General features: G+C 73.1%; 10 protein-coding genes. 3 read left to right on the top strand and 7 right to left on the bottom strand.

The genetic code is table 11. The annotated features are described in order from the left end of the window. Window positions 1-3: 3 nt before the first annotated feature. The 3 genes from U8525_RS15720 to U8525_RS15710 all read right to left on the bottom strand — a co-directional run bounded on the left by U8525_RS15720 (window position 4) and on the right by U8525_RS15710 (window position 3615). A complete protein-coding gene (locus U8525_RS15720) occupies window positions 4-1227 on the bottom strand; it encodes a zinc-dependent alcohol dehydrogenase (protein WP_374266371.1) in 1224 nt (407 codons plus the stop codon). 161 nt (window positions 1228-1388) lie between these two features. After that, the gene (locus U8525_RS15715; protein WP_374266369.1) at window positions 1389-2909 is read right to left on the bottom strand and encodes an HD domain-containing protein; all 1521 of its coding nucleotides are present in this window, start codon (window positions 2907-2909) and stop codon (window positions 1389-1391) included. 118 nt (window positions 2910-3027) lie between these two features. Continuing rightward, entirely contained in the window at window positions 3028-3615 is a 588-nt protein-coding gene (locus U8525_RS15710; RefSeq protein ID WP_374266367.1) for a hypothetical protein, read from the bottom strand. A 322-nt stretch (window positions 3616-3937) separates the two neighbouring features. On the opposite strand from U8525_RS15710, the gene U8525_RS15705 reads away from it, so the two are divergent. Next, window positions 3938-4951, top strand: a complete 1014-nt coding sequence (locus U8525_RS15705; protein ID WP_374266518.1) for a serine/threonine-protein kinase — start codon at window positions 3938-3940, stop codon at window positions 4949-4951. Between the two features lie 9 nt (window positions 4952-4960). Here the strand turns inward: U8525_RS15705 and queF are convergent, their stop codons facing one another. Beyond that, entirely contained in the window at window positions 4961-5326 is a 366-nt protein-coding gene (gene queF, locus U8525_RS15700; protein ID WP_374266365.1) for a preQ(1) synthase, read from the bottom strand. A gap of 203 nt (window positions 5327-5529) precedes the next feature. On the opposite strand from queF, the gene U8525_RS15695 reads away from it, so the two are divergent. Beyond that, entirely contained in the window at window positions 5530-7434 is a 1905-nt protein-coding gene (locus U8525_RS15695; RefSeq protein WP_374266363.1) for an ATP-binding protein, read from the top strand. Here the strand turns inward: U8525_RS15695 and U8525_RS15690 are convergent. From U8525_RS15690 to U8525_RS15680, 3 genes are read right to left on the bottom strand one after another with little or no spacing between them, the layout of a single operon-like run. Then, window positions 7421-8161: a carbohydrate deacetylase gene (locus U8525_RS15690; RefSeq protein WP_374266516.1), complete on the bottom strand. Its 741-nt coding sequence runs from the start codon at window positions 8159-8161 to the stop codon at window positions 7421-7423. The genes U8525_RS15695 and U8525_RS15690 overlap by 14 nt on opposite strands. 33 nt (window positions 8162-8194) lie before the next feature. Then, the gene (locus U8525_RS15685) at window positions 8195-9205 is read right to left on the bottom strand and encodes a PHB depolymerase family esterase (RefSeq protein ID WP_374266361.1); all 1011 of its coding nucleotides are present in this window, start codon (window positions 9203-9205) and stop codon (window positions 8195-8197) included. Between the two features lie 8 nt (window positions 9206-9213). Then, complete coding sequence (locus tag U8525_RS15680; RefSeq protein WP_374266514.1) at window positions 9214-11388, bottom strand: protein kinase; 2175 nt, start codon at window positions 11386-11388, stop codon at window positions 9214-9216. A 345-nt stretch (window positions 11389-11733) separates the two neighbouring features. Here U8525_RS15680 and U8525_RS15675 point away from each other — a divergent pair, with 345 nt between their 5' ends. Further along, complete coding sequence (locus U8525_RS15675) at window positions 11734-13014, top strand: amidohydrolase family protein (protein ID WP_374266512.1); 1281 nt, start codon at window positions 11734-11736, stop codon at window positions 13012-13014. Window positions 13015-13071: the final 57 nt, after the last annotated feature.

Here is a 13071-nt window from a genome sequence, read left to right as displayed (position 1 = left end):
GCGTCACTGGAGCGTGGCGCCCGGCTCCAGCTCCACCTTCACCCAGCCCGGCTTGCGCAGGTCGAAGTTGCGGTACGCGTCGATGGCGGAGGCCATGGACTTCACGTGGCTCAGGATGGCCGTGGGGTCCACGGTGCCGGTGCGCACCAGCTCCAGCAGCTTGGGGATGTACTTGCGGTGGTTGCAGTTGCCCATGCGCAGGGTGAGGTTCTTGTTCATCGCCTCGCCAAGGGGGAACGCGTTCATCGTCTGCGGGTACACGCCGATGATGGACAGCGTGCCCGCCTTGGCCAGCGCCTGCACCGCCCACTGCGCGACCTGCGACGGCCCGTCGCCGGGCACCCAGTTGGCGCCGTCCGGCTTCTGCCTGGGCGCGACCTGCTCCACCTCGCGCTTGAACTCGGGCTTCTCCGCCCTGGCCTTCCTGGCGGCCGGACCGTGGTGCGCGTGCTGCGCGTCCACGCCCACCGCGTCGATGACCCGGTCCACGCCGATGCCGCCGGTGAAGCGCTTGAGCGTCTCCACCGGATCCTCCTGCTCGAAGTGGATGACCTCCGCGCCCTGCGTCCGCGCGAGCGCCAGCCGGTCCTCGTGGCTGTCGATGGCGAAGACGCGGCCCGCCCCCAGGAGCTTCGCGCTCACGATGGCGAACAGGCCCACCGGCCCGCAGCCGAACACCGCCACGGTGTCACCCGGCTTGATCTCCGCCAGCTCCGCGCCGAAGTAGCCCGTGGGGAAGATGTCGGAGACGAGGATGGCCTGGTCGTCGGTGACGCCCTCCGGCACCTTCACCATGGTGACCGCCGCGTGCGGGATGCGGGCCTTCTCCGCCTGCATGCCGTCGAAGGGGCCCGTCATCTCCGGGCCGCCGAAGAACGCGGTGCCCGCGCCCGGCCCGTGGGGGTTCGCGTCGTCGCACTGGGCATAGTAGCCCGCGCGGCAGTACGAGCAGTTGCCGCACGCGATGGTGGAGCAGATGACCACGCGGTCGCCCACGTTGAAGTTGCGCACGTCCCCGCCCAGCTCCTCGATGACGCCCACGCCTTCGTGGCCGAGGATGGTGCCGGGCTTCATGCCCGCCAGGGTGCCGCGGATCATGTGCAGGTCCGTGCCGCAGATGGCGCTGGCGGTCAGCCGGATGATGGCGTCCGTGGGCTCCTTCAGCTTCGGCTCCGCGACGTCATCCAGCCGGATGTCCCCAATGCCGTGGAAAACGACTGCCTTCATGTTCCGCTCCTTGCCCCCGCCGGGCGCCCTGGAAGACGTGGAGATCCACGGCGCTCGAAGCGCGCGGGACCTGTTCGTCTGGACTCTGGGCATGGCCGTGGAGTCGGGCAGGACCGGCGCCGCGCTCCCTCCGCCGGGGAGCGGGCGGAGAGGCCCGGGGCCTAACGTCCGGTCGTGTGGAGCTGGAAGGCGAGCCGCTTGCCGAACACCTTGCGGAAGGAGGGGGCCTCGCGCTCGGCGTTCCACAGCTCCAGGTCGAGCGGCTGGCGGGCGTGCAGGTGCAGCGTCACCGCCTCGCGGCCGTCCGTCACCTTGAAGTCGCGGATGGGCTGGTGGTGGCTGTGGTCCAGCGCGTTCGCCACGCGCAGCAGCGTGGCCAGCTTGCGCACGCGCCGCGCCTCCGACGGCGTCAGCCCGGCCATGCCGGAGTGGGTCAGCTCCGGCGGGGAGCGCCGGTGGTAGCGGGCGACGCGGGCGATGATCTCCCGCTCGTGGTCCGCGAGGCCCGGGAGGTCCGCGTTGTGGAGGAGGTAGTACGTGTGGCGGTGGTGGCGCTCGTAGCTGACCGCCGTGCCGATGTCGTGCAGCAGCGCGGCGACCTCCAGGTGCGGGCGCACGGACAGGGGCAGCTGGTGCAGCGCGGCCAGCCCGTCGAAGAGGGCCAGCGACAGGCGGGCCACCTGGCGGGCGTGCTTCTCGTCGAAGCGGAAGCGCTGGCCCATGACGAAGGCCGCGTCCGCGAGGCTGTGGTCCTCGCGCGTCTCGTCCTGGCGGTAGAGCAGGTCCACCAGCACGCCGTCGCGCAGGCCGCGGTTGACGACGCTGACGGACTCCACGCCCAGGTGGCGCGCGACGCCCTCCAGGATGACGGCGCCGGCGACGATGATGTCCGCGCGGCGCGGGTCGAAGCGCTTGCGGCGGCGCTCTGGCGGCATCTTCGCCAGGGACTCCACGGTCTGGGTGAGCTGGCGCACGGTGGCGTTGCCTCCGTTGTCCGCGGCGGCGAAGCCCACCACCGCGCCGATGGTGCCGGACGAGCCCAGCGCCACGCGGGGCAGGGCGGGGAGCTTCTCCGGGAGCGTCTTGTGGAGGACCTCCTCCACGAAGCTCCGCATCAGCCGCAGCTGCTTGGGAGTCACGGCGCGCGACGTGTCGAAGACCTCGGTGAGCCGCACGGAGCCCAGGGCGAGGCTCCAGAGCTCGTCGGGCTTCTCGCCGGTGGCGATGACGACCTCGGTGCTGCCGCCGCCGATGTCCACGAGGAGCGAGCGGGCGTTGGCGGGCTTGCGGTGCAGCACGCCCAGGCAGATGAGGCGGGCCTCCTCCTTGCCGCTGACGACCTCCAGCTCCAGGCCGGCCTCCTCGTGCACGCGGCGCACGATGTCCGCGCGGTTGCGCGCCTCGCGCAGGGCGCTGGTGGCGACGGCGCGCACCTGGGCCTTGTGGCGGCGGCAGAGGGCGGCGTAGCGGCGCAGGGTGGACAGGAGCCGGTCGGCGGTCTGCTGGGGCATCTCGCCGCTGGTGAAGACGCCCTCGCCGGGGCGGATGGGGTCGCGCTCCTGGTGGAGGGTCTCGAGCGAGCCCTCGGCGTCCGGGCGGGCCAGCTCCAGGCGCACGGCGTTGGTGCCCACATCGATGGCGGCGAGGACGGGGATCGAGGAGGGACGTGCGGGAAGGGCCATGGGCTCGCGAACGGAAAACGCCTGGAGGGGCGCGGTCCTTCCGGGCCGCGCCCCTCCAGGTGGGGGCGTTCCTAGCGTAGTCGCGTGACAGCCGCGTGGCGTCGGTGAAGATGGGGTTTCACGAGGGGGAGGCGCCCTGCGCTTCGGGGGAGCCCTCGGCGCGGATGCGGCGGGAGCGCTCCACCAGCTCGCGCCAGTTGGCCTCGTACTGGTCGCGGGCCGTCTTCCAGACGTGGCCGCGGCTGTGGCGCAGGTTCTGGAGCATCTCCCTGGCGTTCTTCATGCCGCGGGTGAGGAAGTCCAGCTCCTCGCGGGTGAGGAGCGAGTCCTCGGCCCGGCTTTGCTGGTGGGAGGCGATCCAGCCGTCCAACTGCGCGCCCAGCTCCTTCAGCTCGGCCTCGCGCTGGCGGCGGTAGCCTTCGCGCAGCTGTCCAAAGTGGGTGTCGGCGCGGTCGAGGCGCTCATGGAGGCGGCGGCGGGCCTTCTCCGCGCCGTCCTTGAGCCGGTCCCAGTCTTGCTCGTCAGAGCGGCGCAGCGCCTGGAGCTCGCGGTTGACGTCGTCGTTGAACTCCCGGACGCCGGTGAGGGTGTCGAGCGCCTCCTCGTTGTCGGCGAGGTCCGCCTGCGCTTCGATTTCACGGAAGCGAGCGGTCGCCTCGCGCTGCTCGGCCTCCAGCTTCTGGATGTATGCGTCCCGTTCCGTCATGGCGTCCTCCTGGATGGGAGAAGCATGGGAACGCGCGTGGGACGGTGCAGCGCGGAGAGGGACAGGAGGCGGAGCGCTCCGTACTGCGGCGGGGCCCGGCGCGGCCGCCCAGCCCCAGGTAGGCCTCCTGGCGTGAGACAGCGACACCGCGTCTTTTCATCACACCTGTGCGAATCCGCCCCGTATGGAGGCCCCATCGACGCATGGGGCGTGAATCGGTACCCTTCGCCCCGTGACCGTCGCCGCCGCAGAGAAGAGTGAGAGGATCCGCCACCGCAAGATCGGCGCCTGCCGCGTGCTCGGCGAGCTGGGCCGGGGCGGCATGGCGCTCGTGTATCGCGGCCTCCATGAGCTGCTGCAACGCGAGGTCGCCATCAAGGAGCTGCTCCCCGAAGGCCAGCGCGACCAGGAGGCCCTGTCCCGCTTCCGGCGTGAGGCCCTCGCGCTCGCCGCGTTCCGCCACCAGAACATCGTCACCCTCTATGACCTGGTGGAGAAGAACGACAGCCTCTTCATGGTCATGGAGTTCGTGGACGGCCCCACCCTCCACGGCCTCATCAAGGACGGCCCGCTGCCCCCGGACGTCGCCGCCGTCATCGGCGCGCGCATCGCCAGCGCGCTCGACCACGCGCACTTCCGCCGCATCATCCACCGCGACCTCAAGCCCGCGAACGTCATGCTCACCAAGGCCGGTGAGGTGAAGCTCATGGACTTCGGCATCGCCAAGGACGTCAGCCTCGAAGCCCTCACCCAGCAGGGCATGGCCGTGGGCACGCCGTCGTACATGTCCCCGGAGCAGGTGACGGGCGCGCCCATCGACGCGCGGACCGACATCTTCTCCCTGGGCGTGCTGCTCTACGAGGCCCTCTCCGGCACCCGCCCCTTCGTGGGCAAGACGGCCGGGGAGGTCTTCGCCCGCATCCGCGACGGCAAGTTCACGCCGCTCCAGAAGGTGGCCCCGAACGTGCCGCCGCCGCTCGCGCGCATCGTGAAGCGCGCGCTGTCGGTGAAGCCGGAGGCCCGCTTCCCGGACGCCGCGGCCATGCGCCGGGAGCTGGACCTGTTCCTCGCCCACGAGGTGCGCGTGTCCCACCCCGCGCTGCTCGTGGCCTTCCTGCGCTACCGCGAGAAGCTGACGGAGACGGAGGCCCTGGCCCACCTCACCCAGCAGGAGCTGGGCGTGCTGGACGTCTTCGCCACGAAGAAGCCCGCGCGCGCGCCGGGCAGGCGCAAGTGGGTGCTGGCCGCGCTCACCGCCGGCATCGCGGCGGCGGGCACCGGCCTCTACCTGTCCCAGTCCCAGTGGGCGCCGCTCCTGGAGCAGCTCACCCGCTGAGCCAGGGCCTCAGGCCCGCGGCTTCTTCTCGTGCGTGACGGTGACGATGGTCCCGATGCCGCCGCGCACGAAGAAGTCCCCCACCACCGTGAGCTTGCGCGGCTGGATGGCCTTGATGATGTCGTCCGCGATGGTGTTGGTCACCTTCTCGTGGAAGGCACCCTCGTTGCGGTAGGACCACATGTAGAGCTTCAGGCTCTTCAGCTCCACGCACAGCTGATCCGGCACGTACTTGATGGTGAAGCGCGCGAAGTCCGGCTGGCCCGTCAGCGGGCACAGGCAGGTGAACTCCGGCACGTCGAAGGCGATTTCATAGTCGCGATCGGCGGCGGGGTTGGGGAAGGTCTGGATTTCCTTGGACGGCTGAGAGGGCATGCGCTGTCGTGTAGCACACGTTCGGCGCGTGTCACCGCCCTCCACGACGTCGCCTCCCCGGCTGCCCTGCGCCGGCTCTGTTCGGGTTCCAACGTGCCGCGACCCTCCGGGACAGGAGAACGTCCGGGGGTGGTTGGCGATCATGCTCGGGGATTCCTATCTCCCTCCGGCGACCCCTGTAGCGAGCGCGTCCCGCCCCTCCCATGCTGCTACCCAACGACGTCGAGGATGTCCTCTCGTGCCTGCCCCAAGCGCTCCTGCGCGTCGGGGCTGATCTGCGCGTCCAATGGTGCGAGGAGGGCTTCGCGGCCAAGACGGGCGTGATGCTCACCCCGGGCAGCACCCTGCTGGACGCGCTGGAGCCCGGCCGCAGCCTGGATGCCCTGGAGCGCGCCATCCGCGAGCAGCGGGTCCACTCCGGCCACGTCATCACCCGCGCGCTCCGGCAGGTGCGTGTGCAGGTGAAGCCCACCCACACGGACGGCTCGGCGAGCGCGTGGCTGGTGGTGGAGCCGTCCGGCGTGGACGACGAGGGCGTGTTTTCACAGGCCGTGCGGGAGATTGCCCGCGCGGTGGGGGAGTCGCTGGAGGTGGACCGCGTCTGCTCGGCCGCGGTGGTGGCGCTGGTGCGGTGCGCCCAGGTGCGGCGCGCGGAGGTGTTCCTCTACGAGGAGGACGACGCGACGCTCAAGCGCATGGCGGTGTCGGACCTGGAGGGCCAGGACGCGCCCCAGGACGCGTTCGACCCGTCGGAGGACCCGTACCGGCAGGCCCTGGCCCTGCGCCAGCCGCAGCTGGGCATCCAGCGCGGCTACGGCGACGCGGTGGGCTCCGTGTTCGCGGCGGTGCCGCTGTGCGCCCCGCGCCGCACGGTGGGGCTGCTGCTCATCTACAAGGAGCAGGGCGCTTCGTTCTCCGTGCGCGAGCTGGAGATGTGGAGCGCGGCGGCCAGCCAGCTGGCGGTGGCGGTGGAGAACGCGCGCCTGCTGCGCGAGGCCCAGGCCGCCCTGCGCGTGCGCGAGGAGTTCATGTCCATCGCGTCGCACGAGCTGAAGACGCCGCTCACGCCGCTGAAGCTGGGCCTGTACGCCATGGAGCGCCGCATCGCCGCGGGGCAGCCGGTGGCGCTCGCGAGCGTGCTCAAGTCCAAGCGGCAGGTGGACCGGCTCGCGGGGCTGGTGGAGGACCTGCTGGACGCGAGCCGCCTGGAGCTGGGGCGGCTGGCGCTGGACTCGGCGCCGCTGGAGGTGGGCCAACTGGTGGCGGAGGTGGTGGACCACTTCCGCCATGCCTTCGAGCGCCCCTTCACGGTGGACGTGCCGCACGACGGCGTCTGGGTGCTGGGCGACAGGGACCGGCTGGAGCAGGTGCTGGTGAACCTGCTGGAGAACGCGCACAAGTACAGCCCGGCCGGGGCGCCCATCTCGGTGCGGGTGGGGCGCACGGCGGAGTCGGCGCGCATCCAGGTGCAGGACCACGGCATCGGGATTCCGGGCGCGGACCAGGCCCTGGTGTTCCAGCGCTTCTACCGGGCGCGCAACGTGTCGCACCGCAACTTCGGCGGGCTGGGGCTGGGGCTGTTCATCAGCCACGCCATCGTGAAGATGCACGGCGGCGCGCTGGCGCTGCGCAGCCGCGAGGGCGAGGGCTCCACGTTCATGCTGGACCTGCCGCGCATGCCCGCGCACGAGGTGCGCAGGCTGCCCCGGCGCGTGCTGGTGCTGGACGAGGACGCGCACCAGGAGGCCGCGGCGGAGCGCACCCTGCGGGCGGAGGGCTTCGAGGTGTTCACGGTGCAGAGCGGCGCGGAGGCGCTGCGCAAGGCGACGCACCTGCCGGTGGACCTCATCGTGCTGTCGACGAGCGCCACGCAGTCCCCGGTGGGCAGCTTCCTGGAGACGTTCGCCACGCTGCCGCGCGCGCGGCCGGTGCCCATCCTGCTGGCGGGGGATGCGCGGCCGTGGTGGGCGCAGGAGAACGCCGCGCTGTGCCGCCGGCCGTACCGCGCGGAGGAGCTGCTCGCGGGCGTGCGCACCGTGCTGACGCGCGAGCAGCACCGCACGCTGACGCCGGTGGAGTCGGAGCTCCCGGTCGTCACGCCCGCGTGAGCCCTGCCGTGTGGAGGATGCGGAAGTCCGTGGGGCGCACCCCTGCTTGTTCCAGGGACTCGCGCGCTCGGGCGTCCACGAAGGTGGCGCGCTCCACCTCGCGCTGCGCGGCGTAGCGGGTGGTGACGAGCCCGGGCAGGTGGCCCGGGTGACACATCCACTCGGTGACGCCTTCAGCGGGCAGCGACGCGAGGGCCTCGGCGAAGCGCTCCGGCGTCCAGTACGCCGCCTCGCCGGACTCGCCCACGAAGTGGTCGTTCGTGGCCACGCCCCGGGCCCTCAGCGCGCCGCGCATCTCCGCGTCGATGGAGCGCACCGGCAGGCCCGCGCGCCTCGCGACGCGCGCCACTCCCTCCAGGACGCGAGGATGCCGGTGCAGGTGCTTGTGCACGTCGAGGTGCGTGGCGGCCTGGCCCAGCAGCCGCTCCAGCCGCTCCAACTGCGCGAGCGCCTCCGCCTCCACCACGTCCGCGGGGAGCGCGGCCACGCGCGCACCGTCGAGGCCTCCGTCCCCGGTGCGCCACTCGCGCGGGAAGCCGGGGGCCACGGGCGCGCCCCGGTCCAGGTTCAGGTGCAGCCCGATGGCGAGCCCCCGCGCCTGTCTCGCGGCGGCCTCGGAGTCCGGCGCGTTCACCAGCAAGGTCGCGGAGGAGACGACGCCCTCGCGCAGCGCCTGGAGGAGGCCCCGGGTGATGCCGGGGTCGTAGCCCAGGTCATCGGCGTTGATGATGAGGGCGCGGGGCGGCGAGGCGAGCCTCCTTCAGGGGCGGGGACGCGCCTGGAAGAAACGCCACATCTGGAGGGTCGCGTCCAGGTCCGTCGTGCCTTCATTGTAGAGGGGCTGGCCGGGCCACGCGTGCTTGCCGCCGGTGATGGTGCACAGGCTCGCGGTGGCGCTCTCCGGCTGGCAGCCCGTATACGCCACGCAGGTGCTGTCGCCCTGCTGATACGTCTGCTGCTGCGGGCCGGTGCAGCCGTTCAGCTCCGCGAAGCGGCGCACGGACTCCGGCGCGGACGGGTAGCGCTTGCCGCCGGCGACGTTGTCGCCTCCGTCGTAGAGGATGGTCGGGTCCGCGCTGCCGTGGAAGTGGAGCACCGGGACGGGCCGCGACGGGTGGCAGTCCGTCAGGCCCTCCATGCCCGACACGGGCGCGATCGCGGCGATGCGCTGGGCGCGCTCACAGGCCAGCCGGTAGGAGAAGAAGCCCCCGTTGGAGAAGCCGTTGGCGAAGACGCGGCGCGGGTCGGTGCACACGCGGGTGTCCAGCTCCGCGAGCAGCGCGTCCACGAAGCCCACGTCATCCACGTCGGCGAGCTGCGCCGGGCCACAGCAGGCCTCGCCGTTCCAGCCCCGCGTGTCCGCGTCGCCCCGGCCGTAGATCTCCAGGAAGTTGAGGCCGCGCGGGTACACCGCGATGAAGCCCTCCGCGTCCGCCAGCGTGGAGAACCCGGTCAGCTGCTCCTGCTCCTCTTCATTGGAGCCGAAGCCGTGGAAGCTGAGGACGACGGGCGTGGGCTTCGTGGCGTCGTAGCCGGTGGGGACGTGGACGCGGAAGGCGCGGGTGTGGCCGCCGTGCTCGACGGTCCAGTCGTAGGTGCCGGGCGCCGCGGTGAGGCCCGAGCAGGCCGTGCGGTCCGCCGGGGCCACGTCCCCGGAAGACGCGCCCGGGAGCTCCGAGCCGGGACCCTGCGCATCGTCGGACGTGGAGCCGCACGCGGCGGCGGTCAGCAGCAGGCTGGACGCGGCGAGGGCGGGGAGGTGAAGGCGCATGGGCAAAGCTAGTTCCCTGGACCGCACTCCGCCGCGAGCGCCAGCGCCCGGTCCGGGAACCTTTTCGCCAGCGTACGTTTCACCTCTTCCACCCCGGCGGTGTCGCCTTCGTGCGCGTGCAGCTGGCAACGCGCGGTGAGGGCGCGGGGATCGTCCGGAGCCAGACGCTCGGCCTCGCGATATTCGCGCTCGGCGCCGCGCAGGTCGCCCTGCCGGAAGAGGACGGCGCCCAGGTACGAGTGGGCCACGGCGAGCGTGGGGGCCTTGCGCTGCGCGCGCTTGAGCAGGCTGACGGCGTCGTCCAGCTTCTCCTGGCGGAAGCGCACGAAGCCCAGCTCCGCGAGGGACTCGGCGTCGTCGTGCTGGCGCGTCCAGGCGGACAGCACGGTGGCGGCCTCGTCCAGCCGGCCGCCCTGGGACAGGAGCTGTCCGTAGCGGGGGGCGACGTCCGCGGAAGCGGGCGCCTGCGCGTAGGCCTTCGCGAGCGCGGTCAGCGCGCCGGGCACGTCGCCCTGGCGGGCCCGCAGGTCGGCCAGGGCCAGGGGCGCGCGGACGTCCTTGGGGGCCAGGGCGGTGGCCTCGTCGATGGCGCGCTCCGCGCGCTTGCCCATGCGCAGCTCGGTGGCGGCGCGCGCGGCGAGCAGGTGCGCCTCCGCCTCCTTCGGGAAGCGCGCGACGTAGGCCTCCGCCAGCGCCAGCGCCTGCGAGTGGGCGCCCGCGTCGAGCAGCAGCGTGCCCGCGCGAGCCAGCTCCGCCGCGGTGGCGCGGACATCCTTGCCCAGCCCCTCCAGCGCGGACACCTTCGCCTCCGCCGTCCTGGCGGCCTCCGCGGCGGCGAGCCTCGCGGGGGGCGGCAGGTCCGGGCGCCGCAGGTACCACGCGGCCCCCGTGCCCAGCCCGCCCAGCACGAGCGCGCCCGCGACGAGGGCCAGGGCCCGGCGCGAGCGGGGAGCCCCCCGCGGCGCGGCGCCGCGAGCGCTCACCGGAGCCTCGCCGCGCCCCGGCTCCTGGGACGCCGGGGCCTGGGGTCCGGCGGAGGCCACGCCCTGCGCGGCGCCCTCGGCGGCGGGGCCCGAGGTCGAGACGGGGACCTCCGCCGTCACGGGCCGGGTCGAGCCGCGAATCGACACGGTGTGGGTGCCCAGGGGCGGGAGGGGCCGGGAGACCCCGGGCGCGGCGACGGGCGGAGGCACGGGCCAGGACGGAATGCCCTGCACCCCGAACGGCGGCAGCACGTCCCCGCCCGGTGCCCCGTTCGCGCCCGAGTTGGACGGATCCGCGAGCCGCGCGTTGCGCAGCGCCAGCCGCTTGGGGTCGCGGTCCGGCGGAAACAGCGCGTCCAGGTACGCGGCCACCTGCGCCGGCGCGGCGACCTCCGCGGGGCCGCCCAGCCGCTCGATGGCCGCGATGAAGGTCTGGAGGCTGTCGAAGCGCGCCTCCGGCTCCTTCGCGAGCGCCTTGAGGCACACCGCCTCCAGCGCCTGCGGCACCGACGGGTCGAACGCCGTGGGCGGCTTCGGCCGGCCCTCGGAGATGCGCGTGAGCACCTCCTCGGTGGACATGCCGGTGAAGGGCCGCCGGCCGCACATCTGCTCGTAGAGCATCACCCCCGCGGCGAACAGGTCCGCCCGGTGGTCCACGCTGCGGCCGGCGATCATCTCCGGCGACATGTAGAAGAACTTCCCCTTCAGCGTCCCCGGCTCCGTCCCCGCCCCCAGCGCGTCCGCCTTCGCGATGCCGAAGTCGATGACCTTCACCGCGCCGTTCACCCCGACGTGGATGTTGTCCGGCGTGAAGTCGCGGTGGACGATGCGCAGCGGCCGTCCCGCCTCGTCCACGGCGCGGTGCGCGGCATCCAGCCCGCGGCACGCGTCCACCAGCACGCGCAGCGTGATGCCCAGCGGCACGCGCTGGCCGCGCTCGGCGGCCTCCTGCCGCACCTCCGCGAACGAGCGCCCCTCCAGGAGCTCCATGGCGATGAAGGGCTCCGCGCCCTCCATGCCCAGCTCCAGGATGGACACCACGTTCGGGTGGCGCACCTGCGCGGTGATGCGCGCCTCGTTGAGGAACATCTGCACGATGCGCCGGTCCGCGACGAGGTGCGGCATCAGCCGCTTCACCGCCACGGCCGGGCCGCGCTGCCCCTCCGGGCCGATGGCGCGCGCCAGATACACCTCCGCCATGCCGCCCGTCGCGATGCGCGCGCTCAAGCGGTAGCGGCCTGCCCAGGAGACGCCGGGTTCCGACACCAAGGTGTCCACAGTCTACGGGCCCGCGCCCCCGGCGCCCAACGTCCTGACGGGCTGCCTGCCCGCTTGTCACACCCCGCGCGACGGACGTCGCTCCTGACCCGGGCACGCCCCGCGTCTTGAAAGGGCCGGGACGATGGGTGTGGGTGCCGGGAGGTGTGGAGCCGATGACGGCGGACCACCTGGGAGTGCTAACCTGCCCGGCCTCACGCGTGACCCCTACGGGGAGGGGGCCGCCTTCACGAACCGCGCGCACCGTCGCGGATACTGGGAGGGATGTTGGGCACCGTCCTCAAGGGTGGTTTCGTCGTCGAACTGGAGCCCGCGTCGGTCGAGCGGGTGGACCTGCGCATCGAAGGCGAGCGCATCGTGGCGCGGGGCGAGGACCTGACGCCCGGCCCCGACGACGAGGTGGTCGCGCTGTCCGGCAAGCTCGTGTTCCCGGGGCTCGTCAACGCCCACCACCGGCTGGCGACCGTGCTGGCTCGCGGCCTCAACCATCCGCTGCCCACGTCCTACCAGGCCCTGCTGGAGCAGGTGCGCTGGCCCTTCGAGAACGCGCTGGACCTGGACGCGGTGCAGGTGTCCGCCACCGCGGGCGGCCTGGAGTCCATCCAGTGCGGCACCACCACCCTGTTTGAGCTGCACGCCTCGCCCAAGGCGGTGACGGGCTCGCTGTTGCGCGTGGCGCGCGGGCTCCACGAGGTGGGCGTGCGCGGCGTGCTGTCCTACGCGGTGACGGACCGCATGGGCGCGGTGGGCCGCGAGGAGGGCCTGGAGGAGACGGTCAGCTTCGCGCGCAAGGCCCGGGGCCGCTTCCGCGGTCAGGTGGGCGCGGGCCCCTGCTTCACCCTGGGGGACGACGCGCTCCAGGGCCTGGGCGAGGCGCTCAACACCACCGGCACGGGGCTGCACTTCCCGCTCGCGGAGGATCCGCTGGACGAGCGGCTGTCCACCGAGCGCCACGGCAACCCGCCGGTGACGCGGCTGCTCAACGGGAACCTCCTGTCGCCCCGCGCCATGGCGGCGCACGCGGGCCACCTGGCGTGGGCGGACCTGGCGCAGGTGCTGGCCACGGGCACGTGGCTGTTGCACACGCCGCGCTCCAACCAGGGCCAGGAGGTGGGCTACGCGCCCGCGCTGAAGTTCGGGGCGCGCGCGTCGCTGGGCACCGACGGCACGTCGCCGGACCTGTTCGCGGAGGCGCAGGCCGCGTACCTGCGCTCGCGCGAGGCGGGGCAGACCATCGACGTGCTGCGCTACCTGGCCAACGGCCACCGGCTGGCGTCGCAGGTGTTCGAGGCGGCCATCGGCCCCATGCGCGAGGGCGCGCTCGCGGACCTGCTGGTGCTGGACTACCAGTCGCCCACGCCGCTCACCGCGGAGACGCTGGCGTGGCACGTGGTGCACGGGCTGGGCAGCCGCCACGTGGAGGCGGTGATGGTGGACGGCGTGTGGCGCGTGTGGGCGCGCAGGCCCCTGTCGGTGAACCCCACCGTGGTGGCCGAGCAGTCGCGCGAGGCCGCCCAGGCGGTGTGGGCCCGCATGGCGTCGTCGTAGGACGCGCCTGGGGGCGCGGAGCTTGTCGCGGTGCCCGGGGCCCGTTAAGTCCCGGGC

Source organism: Corallococcus sp. RDP092CA (genome assembly GCF_041903675.1).
In the GTDB taxonomy this organism is placed as follows: domain Bacteria; phylum Myxococcota; class Myxococcia; order Myxococcales; family Myxococcaceae; genus Corallococcus.
Note: the sequence above shows the minus strand (reverse complement) of the source record. Positions and strands in the feature narration are given on the sequence as shown.

Bases quoted from the DNA above. Each gene is read 5' to 3' on its own strand.
- queF (WP_374266365.1), bottom strand. From the start codon at position 5,326: ATGCCCTCTCAGCCGTCCAAGGAAATCCAGACCTTCCCCAACCCCGCC.
- U8525_RS15705 (WP_374266518.1), top strand. From the start codon at position 3,938: ATGGCGCTCGTGTATCGCGGCCTCCATGAGCTGCTGCAACGCGAGGTC.
- U8525_RS15685 (WP_374266361.1), bottom strand. From the start codon at position 9,205: ATGCGCCTTCACCTCCCCGCCCTCGCCGCGTCCAGCCTGCTGCTGACC.
- U8525_RS15720 (WP_374266371.1), bottom strand. From the start codon at position 1,227: ATGAAGGCAGTCGTTTTCCACGGCATTGGGGACATCCGGCTGGATGAC.
- U8525_RS15695 (WP_374266363.1), top strand. From the start codon at position 5,530: ATGCTGCTACCCAACGACGTCGAGGATGTCCTCTCGTGCCTGCCCCAA.
- U8525_RS15715 (WP_374266369.1), bottom strand. From the start codon at position 2,909: ATGGCCCTTCCCGCACGTCCCTCCTCGATCCCCGTCCTCGCCGCCATC.
- U8525_RS15680 (WP_374266514.1), bottom strand. From the start codon at position 11,388: ATGGCGGAGGTGTATCTGGCGCGCGCCATCGGCCCGGAGGGGCAGCGC.
- U8525_RS15710 (WP_374266367.1), bottom strand. From the start codon at position 3,615: ATGACGGAACGGGACGCATACATCCAGAAGCTGGAGGCCGAGCAGCGC.